Here is a 20,774-nt window from a genome sequence, read left to right as displayed (position 1 = left end):
TGCGTTAAACGTATTCACGGAGGATAGTATGCCCGAGATGAACCTGCTCGAAGCGATCCGGCAGGCCCTCGATGAGGCGATGGCTGCCGATCCGCGCGTTTTCATTTTCGGTGAAGATGTTGGGAAACGCGGCGGTGTCTTCCGTGTTACCGAAGGGTTGTACGACAAATACGGACCGATGCGAGTGATCGATTCGCCATTGGCCGAGAGTGTGATCATCGGTGCGAGTATTGGCGCGGCACTAAATGATATGCTGCCGATTGCTGAAATCCAATTCGCCGACTTCATTGCCCCGGCGTTTAATCAGATTGTGCAAGAGGCGGCCCGTATCCACTACCGCTCGAACGGTGATTGGGAAGTGCCGCTGGTGATCCGTGTGCCATACGGTGGCGGAATTCACGGTGCGCTTTACCATAGTCAGAGTGTTGAAGCCTTCTTTGCCCACGTGCCCGGTCTTAAGGTGGTGACGCCTTCAACCCCCTATGACGCCAAGGGCTTGCTCAAGAGCGCCATCGAAGACCCGAACCCGGTGCTCTTCCTCGAACACAAGAAGACGTATCGCCTGATCAAGGGTTTTGTCCCGGAAGAGGATTATCGAGTGCCGATTGGTCCCGCCGACATCAAGCGACCCGGTGAGGATATATCGGTCTTTGCGTATGGTCTGATGCTGCATTACTGCCTCGAAGCTGCACAAACACTTGCCGCCGAAGGAGTGAGCGTTGAGGTTGTCGATCTACGCACGCTGCGCCCGCTCGATACCGAGACGATTCTGGCCAGTGTACGGCGCACCGGTAAGGCACTGATCGTCCACGAAGACAATCTGTTTGGCGGATTTGGCGGTGAGGTCGCGGCGATTATCGCTGAGCACGCCTTTGAATACCTCGATGGGCCGGTGATGCGGATCGGTGGACCCGATGTGCCGGCAATGCCATTTGCTCATTCGCTAGAAACAGCGTTTATGCCGTCACCAACTTCGATTGCGACGGCAATGCGCCGGCTCGCAGCCTATTGAGGCATGTCAGTCAAGATACGCCCGTGACAGATAGCAGGTGAATTTCCATGATCGACATCAAAATGCCCCAACTCGGTGAGAGCGTTACCGAAGGTACTGTTGGCCGCTGGCTGAAGCGGCCCGGCGAACCGGTCGCGAAATACGAACCGTTGTTGGAAGTAGTTACCGATAAGGTCGATACGGAGGTACCGGCGCCTGAAGCTGGTGTGCTCCACGAGATTTTGGTTCCCGAAGGTGAGACGGTGCGGGTCGGGACGGTGATCGCACGACTCGCACCGGCAGGGGCTGCGGTGAGCACGCCACCACCGGTGACCGTAAGTGCGGTAGCAGTCTCCACGACCAGTGCCTCGGCAACCACCACGACAACGGTGGCTCCACCGGCCAGTGATGGGCGTAATACCTATCTCTCGCCGGTCGTAGCGCGGTTGCTCGCCGAACACAACCTCGATCCGGTGCAGATTCGCGGTACTGGACAAGGCGGGCGTATTACCAAACAAGATGTTATGCGCTTCCTCGCCGAACGTGAACGCCAAGCGGTGGCCGCGCCGGCTCCCACACCCGCACCGGTCGCTGCTCCTACCCCGGCTCCCACACCCGCACCGGTCGCTGCTCCTACCCCGGCTCCCACACCCGCACCGGTTGAGATTCCTGCTGATGCTGAATTGGTGCCATTGACGCCAATGCGGCGCAGCATTGCCGAGCATATGGCTCGCTCGGTGCGCACCTCGCCGCACGTCACAACTGTGATGGAGGCAGATTTGAGCCGCGTGCTCGCCCATCGAGCCGCTCATCAAGAAGCCTTTAATCGGCAAGGTGTGCGTCTCACGCTTACCCCATATTTCATCATTGCCGCTATTGCCGGACTACAAGCCGTACCGGTATTCAACGGCAGCTTCACCGAGCAAGGTATCATCCTACATCGCCGTATTAATATGGGGATTGCAGTTGCGCTCAACGAAGGTTTACTGGTGCCGGTTATTCCTGATGCTGACGAGAAGAATCTGCTCGGCTTAGCCCGTGCCGTCAACGATCTCGCCGAGCGGGCACGTACCAAGCGTCTGCGCCCAGAAGAAACGCAAGGTGGTACGTTTACCATCACGAACCACGGGGTGACCGGCAGCCTATTTGCGACGCCGATCATCAATCAGCCGCAGGCAGGTATTCTCGGTATCGGTGCAGTGGTCAAACGACCGGTAGTTATTTCCCAAAATGGGCTTGATGCCATCGCCATTCGTCCACTCTGCTACCTTTCGTTCACCTTCGATCACCGAATTGCCGATGGCGCCACCGCCGACCGATTCCTCGCTACCGTTAAACAGCGGCTCGAACGTTGGGAGAGTTAAGGTTGGATCGATAGGTACTGAGGAAGGTAGAGAATACACTCACCTTCCTCAGGCTTATCCGGTCGGCTAACGTATTACTCGGCGAAACGATCACGTCCAATCTCGCTTCGCATACCCTCGTAGGTCTTTGGCTGACTCTCTTGCCTTCACTAACTTACGCATAGATAAAACTACAATTTTAGCTATCTTCATCAAAATCCAAAACCCATTCCAACGATAACAAGACAAAAACGTTGGCATGAAACGACTAATCTACAAGGACAACATCTATGGATCGTGCTTATTTTTACACTTGAGATGATGCGGTAGGCCACGACATAGTAGACAGTCGCAATTAAGCGTGTTATATTCAGAGACAAACTTGAGCTATATTCTGAGCATACCGGCATGCAAGAGATTGTCATTCCCTTTCAGATTGTGATTGGCACCCTCAGGCCACAAGGCTACCCATTGCGTGCTTTATGCGGCGAACGCAAGGCCGAAGCGACGATGTCACCGCCATTGCTGACGGGATCACCGGCGGACATGGGGGTCGAGCTTGGCAACATGCTGCTACAAGCACCCATTCGGAGACTGCTTATCGAAGCTGCCCGCGATGCTATCGAACAGGGCGCACGGATGCAGATGCAACTGGTAATAGAACCCCCAGAATTAGTAGCCCTCCCGTGGGAATGGATGGCACTGCACAAAGGCGAACAGCATTGGCAACCGGCTCTCCGTGAAGATTACACCCTTGTGCGCATCAGTCCTCGTGCCATCCGACCATTACCACCTCGTCGGGTAAGTGGGCCGCTCCGGCTCTTGATCGCGGTTGCGCGCGGTTATGAAGAAACCGCTGATACGCTAGGCGAGGCGCTGATCGAACCCGTTCGGGCTGGTCTGTTGGTAGTCGACCGACTACGCGACGCAACGGCTGATGAGGTGGTAGCCGAGTTGGCCGCCGAGCCGCGCCATCTGTTGCATATCATCGGCGACATCGAACAGCCGCTACGGCAAGCCCCTCGGCTCCGCTTGGGCCGTGCGGTAAATGCCAACGAACTGGCCGAGCTGCTGGCAAGCCTCGATGATCTCCGGTTGATCACAGTAGCCGGAACGCCATCTGAGGCTTGTACCATCTTTACCGCCAATCTCCATGCAGCCGACGGTCGGGCCGTGGCCGCATTACCCGACGTAAACCCAACCGCCCAAGCCCACTGGAGTACCACCTTTTATCAAGCACTGGCAAGCGGTGAACCGGTTGATATTGCAATGACGATTGGCCGCACGGCGTTGATGAACGCTGTCGAATCTTGGGGCGCACCGCAGCTCTACCTCGCACCCGGCGGCGAACAGCTCTTTCGTCCCGGCGAACCGCCGATTGCACCGGTTCCACCGGAAGCAATCCGTCCCCTTCGGCAACTTTCAGCACCGTTACGCCGACCACGTTTCACCCCCGCCGAAACGGAGGTCGGTACACCAACCCGCCGACTCCAAGCCTTGACGCGCCGGTTTCATCTCCAACCACAAGTGGTCGCTCTGATTATCGCCAGCTTGGTCCTGATCCTCTTAGTCAGCCAAGTGATTAATGTGCCGGGCAATAACGCGCTCCCGACCTCGGTGGCTACCCCAACTCCACCGCTGTTGCTCGATCCAGTGCGGATTCCGGTGCCAACACTCTTTCCTACTCCATCGCCTTAAAATTGGCAAGATATGATAACGGTATTTGTAGGGGTGCGCCGACCGACGCTTTAGATTTCTCGCTGCGCTCGCAATGACAGGGGGTGGGTGCTGTGTTCGCAATGACACGGAGGGGGACACGTGCCGCGTGCGCCGACCGACGCTTTAGATTTCTCGCTGCGCTCGCAATGACAGGGGGTGGGTGCTCGCAATGACAGGGGGAGAGTGCCGTACTCACCATGACACGGCGGGGCGCGCTTGCCACACCCCTGCGCATCGACCTGCACCATCCGTGAAGAATTCGGAGTATAATGTACAAATACAACTAGATCGCCCTTAAACTTGCCATTAGTAATGTTTTAAAATCGCAAAAAGTCGGGTATATTAGGAACATTGCTATCTATAGGTGGTCTCCTCTCATAGGTTTTGGTGGTTCCTTCTTGCCAGCATACCACATTGAGTGGCTATTCTCTAAAACCGTTAGGCTCTCAGGGTCTTAGCCCCAAAACGATATCCACAGTACCAGAAAGGAGTACTAATGCCTATCCCCCTTGATGTTGGATACGCCGATCAGCTTGACGCTACTGACGATCTGGCCGGCTTTCGCCAAGCGTTCATTAATGATGATCCTGATCTGATCTATCTCGACGGCAACTCATTGGGGCGGTTACCACGAGCGACGGTTGATCTGGCCGCCGATCTGGTGCAACGACAATGGGGTTGCCGTTTGATTCGTGGCTGGAATGAGGGGTGGTTTGATCTGCCCGAACGGATCGGTGCTAAGATTGCCCGCCTCATCGGCGCCGAACCCGACGAAGTGATTGTTGCCGATAGTACCTCGGTCAATCTGTTCAAATTGGTCATTGCTGCCCTGCGTGCTCGTCCTGGGCGTGAGCGAATTGTCAGCGACGATCTGAACTTTCCCTCCGACCTCTACATTTTGCAAGGCGCGGTCGATCTACTCGGCGGACGGCATGAAATTGCTCTCGCCTATTCGAGTGATGGTATTCACGGTCCGGTCGAGACCATCTTGGGACTACTTGATCAAACTACGGCACTCCTTACCTTATCGCATGTAACCTTTAAGAGCGGCTTTCTGTACGACATCAAAGCGCTCACGGCTGCTGCGCATGCCGTGGGAGCTTTGACCGTCTGGGATTTGAGCCATTCGGTAGGAGTGGTGCCTATTCATCTTAAGGAAAGCGGCGCCGATATGGCGGTAGGCTGCTGTTACAAATACCTCAACGGCGGGCCAGGTGCACCGGCGTTTTTGTACATTCGCCGTGACCTGCAAGAGCAATTGGTCAACCCTATCGCCGGCTGGATGGGGCAACGCAATTTGTTTGACTTCGATCTCGCTTACCAACCGGCTCCCGGCCTACGTCGGTTTCTGATCGGTACGCCGCCGGTGGTTTCGCTGGCGTTGATCGAACCGGGAGTAGATTTGTTACTGGCCGCCGGCATAGAGCGACTGCGGGCCAAATCGATTGCACAGACCGAATACTTGATCGAGCTGTGGCAACAGCGGCTGGCTCCGCTGGGGTACACTCTCAACTCACCGCGCGACCCGGCCCGGCGCGGCTCACATATCTCGCTTGGTCACCCAGAAGGGCTTGGCATCGATTTAGCGCTGATCAACGAACTAGGGGTCCTGCCTGACTTCCGTACTCCCGACAACATCCGGCTTGGAATTGCTCCGCTGTACACCAGCTTCCGCAACATTCACACTGCGGTCGAGCGGTTGGCCCAAGCTGTCACCGAGCAGCGGTATCTCAACTATCGTGACCATCGCCCAAAGGTAACGTAGGAGAAGATAAGACGAAACAAGGCATAAAGCATCCCGACTAGTTTTATTTGCAGAACTGAACGTGTTCCAGCTTAACCAATGTTGCCAATAATCCTACGTGACTCTCGGCTTGCATACTGGTGGTGTTGATTCTGATGTACAAGCCGTTTGACACCTATCGCGAAGAAAGAATGGACGGTCGTTTTTATGCACCGGCTTATCATTAATCAGATAACGTTGGCGTCCGGCTATGATTCGCGTGGTACGATTAATGCGCCCCTCATGAATGTCTTGTTCGGTGACCACAACTAATCTTTCGGCGATTGTCAACTCGTCTCTTCTTTCTGGGCTGACTATTTCTCTATATTTCTTTATCCAACCCCCAAGGTTTGTGGTTCCAATTGCAAATGTACGCTCATCGACTTCGTCTGCATGCTTTAATGATGAATTCGTCACAAAAACACAACGACCTTCTGATTTTTTAGATCAAAAACCCTACAACACTTCACGTCGAAATATCGACTTGTCTCTGATACTGTCTGCTAAAAGCCGTTGTCTCGCATTGGCTAACAACGCTACCTGACGAAGCTGAGTGTAGTCCTGTCGTTGATCACACTGCAAAGTCCCGGGTAACCATGTAACTCTTCCGCACTTCAATCGCCAATTAGCTCACTACATCAATTTTGAGTATATAGTCAGGACCGCTCTTATTGGTCATTATTCTATAGTAGACCTCATTGAGGTCCTTTGTGCCCCACCCAAGCGCGCAACAGCAGAAATATCATCCGTTCACGAACCAAACGCTCATCACTGGCAAATAGTTTTTCGTTCTTGTAGAATCACCCTTTGGCTTCTTGCCAAGCTTCTACCATTGAAGAAATTGCCTCTCAGCTCATTGTGACTCTGTACACCAATAGCGCCATGTTTGAAATAGGATACTCTTATTTTCTTGTACAACCTCAACCTCGACATTCCATTTACCCCTTCACCGCCCGCACGCATAGAAATCCCGGCTCACGCATTAATTCAGCGTAATGCTTGGGATCGTTCTCGGCAAATTCGGCAGTGGGCAATGGTTCAAGCACGTAATCGATCCGAAAGCCGGGATAGATCAGCGGGTTAAACACTTCGCTTAGTGGCCGGCGGTATGAAGGCATATTCACCGTGATACCGAAACCGTGCCACGGCGTCACAACCTGCTCAATAGCAAAATAGTTGGCCGATTCGCGGTGCTGGCTGAATTTGGTCTACGGATATTCAATCGAGAAGATGAAAACACCGCTGTGCCGTAGCAGACGATAGAACTCGGTGAATACCTGCTCCCAATCCCGCACATAGTCGAGTACCAACGGGCAGATCACGAGATCGAACGATTGGTGGGCAGAAATGTGAGAGGTTGGCCAAGGTCGGCCTGGAAGACTTGAGCACGGTCTTGGAGCCGTTGCTGTGCTAATCGTACCATCTTGGGGTTGGCATCGACTGCCACCACCTCTGCACCACGGTCGAGCAACAGTTCACTGTAGATACCTGGCCCGCAGCCGGCGTCGAGAACGCACTTACCACGCACATCAAGCAATAGTGAGAGCATTGCCGGATGTTCGTAGTACGCGTTGTGCGGCTTGGTGAGCACTTGTTCGGCGTACCGTTCGGCTAGCAGATCATACGCTTGTTGAGCAATTGGCTTTGGCGGTGACTGGTTCACAGACGTTCCCTTCTCGTGTTTGCCGCGCCAGCGTTCTGACTCCAGATCAGACTCTGACATAGCCGTGACAGGTCAAATGTTAGCAGAAGATAAAAAAGCGCAAGAGTTGGTCAAAAACCAAAACCGGTTGGGTGCAGGTACCATTAAAACCCGAACAACGCCGTGATCTCTGTCGAAGTAAATGTCTAAATAGCGTAGTTCACGCTAGCGGAGCGTATGTACGATCCTGCGACCAAAGACAATCGCTAACCAGAGAAAGTCTCGTAACAAAATCCGGTGATGGTGATAATGCACGCATGTCAAACCAATGCAAGAGGTGTGCGTCAGGCACCAGCACCCTGGGTAAAGATAGCAGTTGCGACAAGAAACGTGATGATAGTTAGTGGACGCATAGTCAGATTTTTACCAGTATCCCTTTTCTTAGCAGCCATACGATGGCATGCGGCAGTTGCACGACCGCACCCCACCCTACACCCGGTGGACGACTCGCTGGATGGCGGCGGTATCATCGCCGCACCCCACCCTACACCCGGTGGACGAATACACGCCACACGATACTGCCGCTCGTACATCGTCCAACCAGCTCACACCCGGTCACACTCCGAACCGCGGGTCGCAGCGTTGGCGCAGCCCTGCCACATGCCGCACGATAATCTGACCACGACTGCTACTGATCAAGCCATCGTCGTTAAAATCGGCCAAAATCCGGCTCACTACTTCACGCGAAGTGCCCAACTCGGCGGCAATCTGCTGGTGCGTCGCACTAACCGTCGGTGGATCACCTTGGGCATGCCGTAACAAGAACTCAGCTAACCGTACATCAACTCGACGGAAGGCAATCTCATCAACAATGGCCATCACCGTCGCCAAGCGGTGCGAGAGCAACTGGAACACGTAATCACGCCACTCGCGGTAATGGTCGATCCATTCACGAAATGTCGCCTGATCAACAACAAATGCCGCTGCATCGTGCTCTACCACGGCAATCGCCGGGAAGTTGCGCTGACTCAACACGCAACTGGTAGTGAGAATACAACTCTCGCCGCGTCCAAAACGGTAGAGGGTGATCTCGCGTCCGGTTTCACCGATTTTGAGCACCCGTACCTGCCCACCGGCCAACACGGCAAAGACGTTACATTCATCGCCTTCGGCAAAGATAGTGGCGCCGGCCGGCAGCCGCAAGAGAGTCGCCTGCACGGTGAAATCGCGCGCAATTGCCGCTGTTGGATCACGTAAAAAGGGTAAGATATCGCCGGCAAGATGTAGTTCGTGCGGTTGGAGCATACGACTCCTTCCATTCTAGAATGGTGATGGAACGAGTATCGCCGCATTCAGGCGATACTCGTCTCGCCGAGTGTGAGGAGCACTGCATAATGTGCTCCTTTCGGCTGTTTACCTCGTACTAACCAAGCCGCAAGAGTTTTCGTCCGGCCAACACGGCTCCGGCAGCCAATGCCCCTGCCCCCAACGCGATAGGCCCCCAACGACGTGTACGGGTATCGGCCAACACCACCCGTGCCGTATTGTAGCCACTCGCACCAAACACCCCACCACCCGGATGGGTGCTTGCGCCGGTAAGGTACAGGCCTTTAATCGGTGTGCGGTAGCCAGCCAATTCGGGCAAAGGCCGGAAGAAGAACATCTGATCAAAGCTCATCTCGACATGCATTACGTTTCCACGCAACAACCCAATACGTCGCTCCAGATCGAGTGGCGTCTGGATAAAACGGTCGATAATCTTACCGCGCATATTGGGGGCATAACGATAGAGTACCTCGAGGATCGAATCGGCGACCGACTCACGAATATCATCCCAATGGCGATTACCACTCAGTTGATAGGGAAAATATTGCGCCCATAAAAAGACCGTATGCTTACCAGGTGGTGCAACGTCGGGATCAATGGCCGAGAAGGTCATCGCAATCACTGCCGGATCGCGACTCGGTTCACCGCGGAGGTAGTCTTCGTAAGCCCGCCGCACATAGTTCATACTCGGACTGAGCAACTGAAGGCCGTGATGGCTCTCGTGCGGACGACCATAGCTACGGGCTGCACTATAATCGGGCAACTCTTCGGCAGCACAGCGCACCGTCATCCCAAAACCGTTACCGATCCGAATGTGATGAAGCCGCCGGACCAGTTCGGCACTAAGGTGTTCGGGACCGACCAATTGCAGGAATGTCGTCAACACGTGGGCATTTGAAACTACAATCGACGCTGAATAGCGTTGGCCATCAGCCGTCTCCACCCCCTGGACCTTACCGTTATTGACGATAATCCGGCGTACCGGCGCATCAAGGACAACCTCGCCACCCATGGCCTTGAGCGAGCGGGCCATCGCTTGCGTCAGCATTCCCGATCCACCCCGTGGATGTTTAGCACCACTGTAGTGCAACATCGCGTGCCAACCGAAGAAATCGCCGGCACCGATTTCGTCCGGTGGTGGGCCGCTCTGCGCCGCTAGCCACGTCATCGCGGACCGCATCGCCTCACTCTCAAACGTCTCCTCAATCAGTTGTGCATAGCTGGTGAAGAGACGGCGCGTGACTTCGAGCGCATTCTGTTCGGATCTCGGCAGACGAGGAATACTCGAAGCAACCTTGCCAAACAAGCGCGTGACCGACGGTGGGTTTAAGAACACGTCAAACACAGCTTCATTCAACGGCGTCCAGAAGTCGAGAAAGCGGCGATACGCCTCCGCATCGCGTGGACTGACAGTTGCAATACTCTGGCAGGTACGCTCGACATCGCGGTAGAAGTAGATCGCGCCACTCCCGTCAGGCAAGGGGTAAAAGGCATAAGGATCCATGTCGATGTATTCAAGCCCATGCCGTTCAAGTTCGAGGTCGCGCACGATGGGGGTAAGGTGGATCATGATATGGGCTGATGAACCGACATCGATCTTGTAGCCGGGGATCACTTCTTCAGTGCAGACAGCACCCCCGACAATAGGTCGACGTTCGAGCACCAGGACGCGCTTACCGGCCTTCGCAAGATAGCCGGCACAAGTCAGCCCGTTGTGCCCGCCGCCGACCACAATCACGTCATAATCGGTTGATGATGGCATAGTCTCCCCTAAGCTTTATACTAGTCACATTTGTAGTATACCGTCAGATGGGTGAAAGATGGTAGGGGAGAAAGGTTCGATAAAGTATCTCCATCGCTGGTCTCATCAGGGTCGGCAAGAGCGGTCTTATCGTCGCACGCGATAGATCACGACTTCATCCTGAGCAAAAACCTGCTCACCCACCTGAGCTAGTGCGGCCAGACGGTCGGCCGAATAGCGTTCACGTTCGAGGGCGCCAATGTAGATATAGTCGATCTGGTACTGTTCAATGAGGGCCTGAATGCGAGCCAGATCACCACTACGGTAGATAGTATCGACTGCGCGGCAGCGCGGGCCGAGTTCGGCCAGTGCCGCCGCGTCACCACCGCGCCACTGCATTTCGTGTCCTACCCATCCCAGCACGGTCGCATACCCAGTCGCTGCGGCCACGCCACCGAATCCCTGCCAGTTGTACGAGCCGCCACAACGCGGTGTTTCACTGCCAGACGCGACGGCCGCCTCGTTTTCGAGAGCCACAGCTTCAAGCACCACACTACCTGCCGGAGCATAGCGCCGCAACCACGAGATCGATGCCGCACCGGCTGCGCTCTGCTCGCGCGGGGTGTAGCCGTTGAGACCGATCCATGGCCCACGCCCAATATCGCGCACCACGAGCAACGGGTAGATGCTGGCTCCCATCAAGAGCACAACCCCACACAAACTGACGACAGCAGCCGCAAACCGTCGCCACCCGACCGCTCCACCACCCCACATCCACCACAATCCAACCGGCGCGAGGATGCCCCAGAGGAGCCAAACCTGATAATAGAACTTGAAAACGGTATTCATGCGGGCCGATAGACCCTCAAAAACATCGCGGATGTAGATAATCTCCACCCCGAAGAGGATGGCACACCCTAAAGCAGCGATCAGCAGACCAACCCGTACCCCCGTTTCGACGGCAACAAGAGCACGTTGGCCGAAGACCCAGACCAACCCGGCCAGTGCTATGAGTGGAAAGCCGATCAGGAGACCAACGACTAACAAGATCACCGGCAACCACGACCACCAACGCGGTTGTAATGAGTCGGATAACGCAACATGATACGCCGGCCGGTACAGATAACTACCGGCGATAATCGGTAATCCCATCAGACCAAAGATGATCACGAAGCTGTGCCAACCACTCCGTTCACCCAGATACACACCGATCACACTCGTGAGCCGACTGAGAATTGGCACATCCAGCCACGGTGTCGCTCCACCGACCGGTGAACGAAATGTGAGATGAAAGGGGAGAAAGAGCACAAACGCCAGTACAGTAATGATCCCCGCTTCGCGCAACCATGTCCGCCACCCAAAGGTAGTACCAGCCTGATAGGACACTAACGCCAAACCACCCAAGTAGAGCAACAGATAGGTCGGCAGATCCCAACTGTTGATAGCGTACAGACTACCGAGAATAATCCCGTGGAGTATCCGCATCAACCAGCCAGCACGACCGGTAGGAAAGAGTGCAACAACCGAAGTTACACTATGAGCGCTCGCCACCTGCGCCTCACCCGCATCAGTATCCGATCTGCTGCCGGACGTATGGCTTGGTGGTGTCGCCACTACCACCAGCACGAGGCCAATCGCCAGTGTTGCAAAGGGCAACGCCATCACGTGCGGGTGCATATCACCGAGACGAAAACTGAAAAAAGGGAATTCGGTGATCGTATAGCGTCGCTCGCGCCGTGGTGGATCACCGACAACACGGTACCCATCCCACAGTGAACGCGACGGCCACCACCAGTTAAAATCGTTCCACTTATCGGTACGCCGCCAACCGTCAATTACGCCAAAGTCGTGCGGTGCCGTTTGGAGCGGGTATGGCAAGGTGATAAAATCTTCGCCCCGCAGCGCTTGGCCCAATGCTGCGAGGAGTTGACGATCATCGAGCGCAATCGCACGCTCGTCGCCGGTGAGAACCTGGATCGCACCGGATTGATTACCGGCAACCAAGATGATAACTGCACCGAGCACCCCCAACACACCACGAAGAATCGGTCGTGGTGGATGATTGAGGAGACGGAGCAGTTCGTCAATAATACCGAAAGCGCCTTGGGCCGTCATTGCAGCCAGGAGCGCAAGCGACAGGTTGTAGGCAGTCGCCGGCGGCAACCCACTCAACATCGCCGGAATGGCCATGAGGAGGTAGCCAAAGTAGTAGTAGTTAATGCTGTAGCCGGCTAACCATGGATCGTGGGGTGGAAATAGGCCACTCCGTTGGATGGCGTTGAAGAAGGCAAAATCCATCGGACGCTCGGTGCCCCACGGGGTCGGATCGTGCCCTCGTAACCAGACCACACCGAGAAGGGTCGCGAGAAAGATCGCTTCGCCGGCCAGCCATTGCCCAATCGGAGGACGACGATGGTGCTGTCGCCAAAGCCAAAACCAACCACCACCACCGATCAGCAAACAACAAATCACGATCAGTGGTAGATCGAAGCGGCCAAGGCCCAGCATCGCCAGTAACCACGTAACAAAGCCCGTCAGCAGAAGACCAAGTGGACGTGCTAAAGCAATTCCGAGTGCAGGTACATGGCGAAACAGGCGATAGGCTACCGGCCAGCCGAGCAGGGTAAAGAGCTGGGCCATCCCCCACCAAACCAACACCTCGCCGGCAACGCCGCTCATGGCTGACCCCCTTCGAGGTTGCGCAGCATCACCGTTGCTTCCCCAGCCCAGCGTCCATCAGGGGCCAACTGCAAATAGTGCTGTAGCGCGTCTCTGACGAGGGCGGGCTGGTTGCGGAGCATGAACAGGCGGGCAAGCTGAAAATACGGATCAGGTAAGGCCGGATCAATGCTCATCGCCTGCCCTAGGGCAATCTCAGCCTTGTCGAGCCGACCCCAATCGATCAACGCCATTGCTAATTTGTTGTAGTTGCCGGCAGTGGGACTAGCCTCCACCGCTGCCAGATACGCTTTCTCTGCTTCGTCATACCGCCCAAGATCGGCCAAGATGTCACCCCACAGATGATGCAAACCGACATCGCCGGGGTTGGCCGCAGCAGCCATCGCCAACACCTGCGCCGCCTCACTCAGCCGTCCTTGTTGGCGATACACATCGGCCAAACCAAAGGCAAGGGAACCATTGGTCGGATCGGCAGCAACGGCAGCCTCTAACTCGGACACATCCACCGATGGTTCGTTAGGAGGTGGTGGCGGTGGTACCGGCTGCCCCACCGACGTCGTCTCGGCACGCAACAGACGGTAACTGTCGGGCAAGCCGGTTACGGCATAGATCGCTACCCCATCTTGTTCGTACACCGGTCGTAAATAGCGATCGCGCAACACTGCGAACTTGGTCATGCCTTGAGGATAGAAGGCATGCTCAACCCCACCAACATAGACATAATCAACGTTGTAACGGGCGAGAATCCGCAACGCTGTTTCCGGGTCACTCGTTGTGTAGAAGGTTTCAATATCGCGAACCCGTCGACCGGTGACAAGCGGATCACGCTGTTCGTCGGCGTGCAACGCACTGATGACCGTTGGCAGGCCGGTGGCAGCAGCAACCCGAATACCATAGGCACGGTAGAACCAGAGACTCGATTGAACAATGACCGGTGTTCCAATGATCTGCTGGTTGAGCCAGCGGATTGCCGCTGCATCACCACTGAGATCGACCTGCACCATCGAAGTATCCGGCGCACAGCCGCCAAACGCATTGCAGTCGTAAGTGAAAGTAGCGTGCTGCATAAAAGCCATCCCATCGAGCGTCAGACCGGTCGTGACCGGGAAGCGGGTGACAATCCGCGAAGGAATGGCAACCGGGAGATAGCTCGCTGCCATCAGCGCCGGTATCGCTACGATGATCAACATCGCCGCACGGGCCGGTTGACCACCGCGCCGGTTCAACCACTGCAACAGTCTTGGTAAAAGGCCGGCAGCCGCGAGGCTTAGTAAAACCCAAACATGCAACCCAAATTTAAAAACCGTGTTCATGCGGTACCAATCGCTGCCGTCAAGATGGTCACGGATATAGACGATCTCAACACCCAACGATACGGCCCACGCTAACCAGGCAAGGAGGAGCGCATACCATGCCGGTGCCCCGATAGCCCGTCGCACCAACAGCACACCGGTGAGACTAAGAATAACGAGGAGGATGAGACGCAAAGCCAGCTCTGGCAATGCTGCACCGACAATCAGAACTACCCCTATCCCGCTCAATAACAGTGCCCATGCACGCTCCGGTAGGAAGGGCTGCCAGCGTTTCACGACCGCTCCGCAGACCACCGGCACAATAATCACGAGCGGCAGACCATACAGCAGGAAGTAATCAAATGGTAGTGTGACGTGCGTCGTTACCAAGCCAATCCCACGAACCATTGGCCAGTAACGGTCGAAAAAGGGAGCGAAAAGCAAGAGCGACCCGACACCTAACCCAATAGCTTTGACCACCGCCAACACGAGCGCCGACCAGCGCCATCCATGCCATCGCACCGCACCGGCAATGATCGCTATCCCTGCTAGCAAACCGTAGGTCGGAAAATCCCATGAATTGGTCGCCGCTAGCGTGCCCAGGGTCAGTGCCGTCAGCATCCATAGCGAACGAGACGGTGTATGGTGTCGATCGATCATCCGCCACGCACACCCAATCGCCAACAGCGAGAGAGGAAGGGCGATGAGATGTGGATGGAGATCGGCATAGAGAAAACTGAAGAGCGGAAACTCGTTGATAGTGTACGGAATGACCCGACTAGGCCCGATAAACCAATCCCCAAGCAGTTCGGCATTACCGCTCAGCAGCAGACGCAAACCATTGACACCTTGCGACCAGCCTGCGGGGATCATCGCTGTCAGATTACCGGCCAGTCCGATCAACACCAACGCGACAATACCATACCGTCGCCGACCGCCCAATTGTCGCCCTAGCTCGTAGGCCCCGGCCAACAGCATACCAAAGAGCGTAGCCAGTGCTAGATTAAAGCCAATCGCCGAATCGAGACCGAGTATCTTGATCGGCAGCGACATCAGGTAGAGACCGTAGTAGTAATAGTTGATGTACCCATTGCTGTAGAACGGATCGTAGGGCGGCATCACCGGACTACGCAGGATCGCATTGAGGAACCCTTGCTCCATCGGTTTCTCGCCACCCCAAACCGGATGCCACAGGTCGGGATTAAGCGCACGGATCACCGTCATAGCCGCAAACCCGGCGAGAAAGATCAGTTCACCGGGCACGATCGCTCGCCATGCAGCTCGATGAGGACGAATACCACGCACCCAGAGCGCAAGGTTAAGACCAACCATCGCGGCAAAACCACCGATCAGCCCCACCGTGTCGTAGCGCCATATGCCAAGGCTCGTCGGTAGCCAGATCGCATAGCCGAGCATAATCAACCCGACCGGACGCGCCCACGCCAACCCATACCGGCCCAATGCCCTATATGCCGGCAATGCCCCCAGTCCGGCGATGACATACCACACCAGTAGCCATGCCACAACCGCCAGCCACTGCTGTTCGTTGAACAGCGTATTCCAACCCAATCGCCCAACAGCTGGCAACTCTTGAACCGGTTTGGCTAATTCTAGTGCCGGTGTGGTACGTTTGCTCGGCGGGCGAATCGGCAGATCGTTGGTCAGCATCCGTGGTTGACCCGGCGAACGCACGCGATACAGTACACTCTCGCCCTGTTGGAAGGCAAGTATCAAGTCGCCACGTGCGGCGAGCGCAGCAAATTTAGCCAGTCCTTCAGCGCTGTACAGTTGTCGCTCGACCCCACCGATATAGACGTACTCAACTCCATAGCGACGCAGGGCATCCAGTGCGGTGTCGGGATCGGGTGTGTTATAGATGGTTGCAATCGTCTGCTGCCGATGTGCAATGACCGGTCCGGCATTAACGGCACTCCGCTGCTGAATCTGGTGCCATTCCCAACCGAGAATGGTGGGCAAACCGGTGAAGGCGGCAATGCGTCCGGCCCATTGGTATGAAGGCTGGTGTGCTTCGAGGATAATCGGCGTTCCACGCGCGTTGCGCCGGAGCCAATCAATCACGGCAGCATCTTCATCGAGCGAGTACGCCGGACCGTTACGTGCAGCGGTGATGTTGGCAAAAAAAGCCATACCGTCGAGAGTATGCGGTGCGTCGCGATCCCAGCGATCGGCAAGACGAGCAGGAGTAGCGGTAAGCGGGTAGACCAACCCGGCGGCGAGCAGCAGACCTACCCCGGCACGCAATGACCAACGCCATTGATGCGCCAACCGTGCTGTCGCCGTCCACAACAATGGCATGGCCGCTGCGGTAGCTAGTGCTAATAGCATCCATGCATGCAGACCGAATTTGAACACAGTATTCATCCGGCCCACATCGCCGCCTACCACGACGACCTCAACCAACGCCCATAACCCGATCCCGCCGAGTGCCCACAGGGCAGGTATCAGAAAGGTGAAAGGCCACTGCCGCATCTGCCAGAGTAACCAGATGGATACGACCAGTAGACCAACCAACGGTACGATCGCCGGCACATTAAACGCCAATGCGATTAAGAAAAACACCGCCAAACTCTGTACAATCAGTATGGAGACTCCGCGCCGCCACGTCCACAACCCGATCACGATCAACCAGATCGCCAGCCAATGACCACCGATCTGTACAAGCTGACTCGTTGTCGTTCGTTCGGCAGTGAGAATTGCCTCTAGTAAGGTAGCACCTGCGCCACGCCACACCTCGATCCCACTCGAGTCGGTAGCAAAGTTGGCGATAAACGGGGCAAAGAGCAAGTTCCCGATCGGTGCCGGTGCCACTCCAACTCCTAATGCGACCAAGACCGTTGCCGGCCATCCCCAACCGGCACGCCGTTGGTGGCGTGCGGTCGCCACTGCCACCAACAGACCGGTCAACCCAACAAACGTCGGGTAATCCCACGTATTGGTGGCACGGATCGCACCGGCAACCAAACCCAACCACCCTATCAACCACCAATGAGTAGCTCCACCTGTACGCACCCACGCCAGCCCCAAGCCTAACGCAGCCAGGCTGAGTGGCATCACGATCATATGTGCGTGCAGATCGGCAAAGAGGAAGGTAAAAAACGGAAATTCGTTAATCGTCCCCGGAATAATGCGTGTCGCATCCCAGAAAGCCCACTCCAACCGCCCCTTTGCTACCTGTTCGGCAGCATACCCACTCAGGAACCAACCGGCTTGGGCCAGATTACCGAGCAACAACATCAATACCGGTGCAAGCACACCGGCCACTAACGCAGTACATTCACGCCGGAGTTGCGGGAGACGCGGAGCGAGGAGATTGTAGACGACGCCAAATGCGCCGAATGCGGTTAGGGCAAAGATTGTGGCTACAGCGAGATTATAGCCAACTGCCGGGGCGACCCCGCTGAGATGGATCAAGGCCCCAACGAGCACAAACCCAAAATAATAGTAATTTATGTAGCCACCAGCGTGCCACGGGTCGAGAGGAGGAAATGCCGCACTGCGCAAGACGGCGTTCAAATAAGCGAAATCCATCGGCTTTTCCCCACCACGGGCCGGATGCCACAGATCGGGGTTGAACCAGCGCAACGTCACGCCGAGCAGCAGAAAGCCGATAAAGAGAGTCTCGGCTATCAGCAGCGCCGGCAAACGCTCTTGCCAAATACGCCGCAAGGTGTAACGTGTGCGCCAACTGACAACTGCGCCTATCCCTAACAACCCTATCCCAATCGTCCACAAAGTAACAGGGGCAAAGGGCGCAAGCTGCAAGCTGCCGGCCAGCCATGCCAGATACGCAACCAGTAGCAAGCCACTAATCTTAGCAAGGGTGAAGCCGCGATCGGGTAACCGGTGTAGGTGTGGTCCGATCAGGGCGAAAACGGCCAAACTGAGGGCCTCGATCCAGAATACCCAGAGCAACGGCGCAAACGGGTTGGTACCCAGCCAAGCCCACCAATCGCCACCGGCTGCATAACGTGGCCAAACACTATCGGTCAAGCGCAGCGCCGTCGGATTGCGATCGGCAATCTGGAGCGGTGATTTATAGACTTCACCCCACTCAACCGCAGCCGTTATCAATTGCTCGGCTCGCTCGCGGCTATAGAGCGGTGTTTTGCGAAAAATCAACACACGGGGATGATCGTAGACGGTGAACGCCTCTTCGGCCATCCAGTCGGGAAACCGAATCCCGAGCACAGTCGGGTATGAGGTGATTTCTGCGACTAATTCAAAGCCGAGTTCACCGGTAAATAGGCTATGGTAATACCGCATGAGCGCCGGGTAGCGCATACGTAAGCGCGACGTGCTATCGTAGACCCGGTTACTCGTGAGGGTAATGTAATCGGCACGGTCGAGTTGATCAAGCAATCCAAGCTCACCACCTTGACCGAAATACTTCGCCGGCTCATCTTCGGCATAGGGCGATGAATCGATCCCAAAGAAGGTAATCCCCCACGCCGCATTGGTGGTCGCTTGGAGCGGTAACGGATCATCCCAACGTTCCGAGATCACAAAACTCCCAGGCGGGGCATGTTCGGCTAACCAACGAGCCGCTTGTACCCGCGAATGAGGCATCGTATAGATACGGGAGAAGGCATACGCCCAAAGCGCAGTTGCAACGAGTACCACCGGCAAAGCCCAGCGAGCTGCCCAGGCTAACCCACGGCCGGCAACCATCGCCCACGGCCGTAACGACGATACGGCTTTCGTTGTGCGCCGACGCCCCCAGCGCCCCAGCACGACCAGCATCCACGCACCCAGTACGGTCAGTGCACCGTAGATCGGCAATAGATACCGCATTGTGATGGCAAACTGGCTACCCTGCCAACCGAAGTAGAAGGCAACCCACACCCATAGCACCCATGCCGGATGCCACGGACGCCCGATCTGTGCTGATGGATGCACAGCCCACTGCCACCCGCGCCGCACATAACGCCCGGCAAAGAGCAACCAGCCACCCCACGCCGCTAATCCCAACGGCAGACCCATTCCCCAAAGCACCATATTTTGCCACGGGAACAGATAAGCCGGCCGTCCTACCCACTGTTGACCGGGGGGAAAATCATACTCGCCGGTCACCAATGCGCGCACCGTGATCAGATTTTCGCGAAAACGTGGATCAAGTCGAATATCAAAAAATCCGGTACCATACAAGATCGATGGGCTATCGATAAGCGGTGAATCGGGCCGTGAACCAATGAACGCATCAGGTGCCAAGATGCGAAACGTTAGCACTGTTGCGATCCCCGCAACAACGAGCAACCACATCTCACGTTGCCAGAAACGATCAAACAGCGCGTGCCAACGTTGCCCCCGCAACGCACGCTGCGCCGCGATGAATGCCGCGACAATCGCCAAGCCACCGATTGTCACCATGGTAATCCGGTTCGCCGCTGCCGCGCCGATACTCACCCCCAATGCGACATACACACCGATACCACCACCCTGTGCCGCACGTACCGTCCAATACAGTGCCAGTAAGCAGAAAAACGTTGAAAAGGCTGGATCAACGAAAAAGTGGCTCTGCTGAATATGCATCACCGTCAGCGCCGTCAACAGGGCAGCGAGCAAACCGATGCGCCGACCAAACAGCCGTCTGCCGATCAAATAGACGAGTACCACACTACCGAGATCAAACACGACGGCTAAGGCACGGCCAACCTTTACAATCTCCCCATAGGTAGTTAAATTGACGCCATCAGGGTTAAGCCACCAGCGTAACGGCAGGAAGCGCGGCCAGTTCCGCTCAGGGTTTGCCACCGGTGGCCCGTAATCGGTTCGCCGTTCTTGTGGCGCTGTTGGATCGGCGCCAAGTCGTGGGGGACCTTCAATGGAGGGTACCTGGGCCGACAACACCTCCGCAGGCGTTAGCATGACTGCAACTACCCGCGTCAGCATAATCGGCAGCGGCCCATATACATAGAGCGGAAATTGTTCGTAATTACGTGGGTTAAGCGGTGAACGGCTTGAATCGTAGAATTCACCGAGATCACTCGGCAGACGAACGGTCGAGGCAACGTAGGTAAAAAAGCGCTCGTCAGGATGCTGACCGGTACCGCTATCCCAATCAAAAAGGTTGAGAGTACGGAAGTAGAGTGCCAACAGGAAAATGGCCGCCAGCCCAAGGCGGACGACCCATGCAGCGGAGCGATTGAGAGCCTGTCGCACGGTGGTTCTCACAAGATGTCTTGCCAATACGATAACGGCGTACAGTGTACACTGCGCACACTACAGTACCGATACGAT

The 20,774-nt window shown here is 55.9% G+C and carries 11 protein-coding genes; 4 read left to right on the top strand and 7 right to left on the bottom strand.

From position 1 onward, the window contains the following. Window positions 1-28: 28 nt before the first annotated feature. The 4 genes from AC01ZF_RS01850 to kynU all read left to right on the top strand — a co-directional run bounded on the left by AC01ZF_RS01850 (window position 29) and on the right by kynU (window position 5,818). Complete coding sequence (locus tag AC01ZF_RS01850) at window positions 29-1,012, top strand: alpha-ketoacid dehydrogenase subunit beta (RefSeq protein WP_424674599.1); 984 nt, start codon at window positions 29-31, stop codon at window positions 1,010-1,012. A gap of 47 nt (window positions 1,013-1,059) precedes the next feature. Continuing rightward, entirely contained in the window at window positions 1,060-2,355 is a 1,296-nt protein-coding gene (locus tag AC01ZF_RS01845; RefSeq protein WP_428113871.1) for a dihydrolipoamide acetyltransferase family protein, read from the top strand. A 387-nt stretch (window positions 2,356-2,742) separates the two neighbouring features. Beyond that, on the top strand, window positions 2,743-4,032 hold the full coding sequence (locus AC01ZF_RS01840; RefSeq protein ID WP_476575067.1) for a CHAT domain-containing protein: 1,290 nt from the start codon (window positions 2,743-2,745) through the stop codon (window positions 4,030-4,032). A 517-nt stretch (window positions 4,033-4,549) separates the two neighbouring features. Next, window positions 4,550-5,818 (top strand): kynureninase, encoded by a 1,269-nt coding sequence (gene kynU, locus AC01ZF_RS01835; RefSeq protein WP_424674596.1) that lies wholly within the window; start codon window positions 4,550-4,552, stop codon window positions 5,816-5,818. A 956-nt stretch (window positions 5,819-6,774) separates the two neighbouring features. Here kynU and AC01ZF_RS01830 read toward each other — a convergent pair. The 7 genes from AC01ZF_RS01830 to AC01ZF_RS01800 all read right to left on the bottom strand — a co-directional run bounded on the left by AC01ZF_RS01830 (window position 6,775) and on the right by AC01ZF_RS01800 (window position 20,696). Beyond that, window positions 6,775-6,990 carry a hypothetical protein gene (locus AC01ZF_RS01830; RefSeq protein ID WP_424674595.1) on the bottom strand — a complete coding sequence of 72 codons (216 nt, stop codon included), beginning with the start codon at window positions 6,988-6,990 and terminating at the stop codon, window positions 6,775-6,777. A 54-nt stretch (window positions 6,991-7,044) separates the two neighbouring features. Next, entirely contained in the window at window positions 7,045-7,131 is an 87-nt protein-coding gene (locus tag AC01ZF_RS01825; RefSeq protein WP_424674605.1) for a hypothetical protein, read from the bottom strand. A gap of 23 nt (window positions 7,132-7,154) precedes the next feature. Then, entirely contained in the window at window positions 7,155-7,499 is a 345-nt protein-coding gene (locus tag AC01ZF_RS01820) for a class I SAM-dependent methyltransferase (protein ID WP_424674594.1), read from the bottom strand. 594 nt (window positions 7,500-8,093) lie between these two features. Next, window positions 8,094-8,783 (bottom strand): Crp/Fnr family transcriptional regulator, encoded by a 690-nt coding sequence (locus AC01ZF_RS01815; protein WP_424674593.1) that lies wholly within the window; start codon window positions 8,781-8,783, stop codon window positions 8,094-8,096. A gap of 118 nt (window positions 8,784-8,901) precedes the next feature. Then, window positions 8,902-10,566, bottom strand: coding sequence for a phytoene desaturase family protein (locus AC01ZF_RS01810; RefSeq protein ID WP_424674592.1), 1,665 nt, complete (start codon window positions 10,564-10,566; stop codon window positions 8,902-8,904). 126 nt (window positions 10,567-10,692) lie between these two features. After that, entirely contained in the window at window positions 10,693-13,224 is a 2,532-nt protein-coding gene (locus tag AC01ZF_RS01805) for a DUF2298 domain-containing protein (protein WP_424674591.1), read from the bottom strand. Continuing rightward, on the bottom strand, window positions 13,221-20,696 hold the full coding sequence (locus AC01ZF_RS01800; protein WP_476575066.1) for a DUF2298 domain-containing protein: 7,476 nt from the start codon (window positions 20,694-20,696) through the stop codon (window positions 13,221-13,223). The genes AC01ZF_RS01805 and AC01ZF_RS01800 overlap by 4 nt, the downstream gene beginning before the upstream one ends. Between the last annotated feature and the right edge of the window lie 78 nt (window positions 20,697-20,774).

The sequence above is a fragment of the Chloroflexus sp. genome (assembly GCF_056331925.1).
This window is presented reverse-complemented; position numbering and strand designations above follow the sequence as displayed.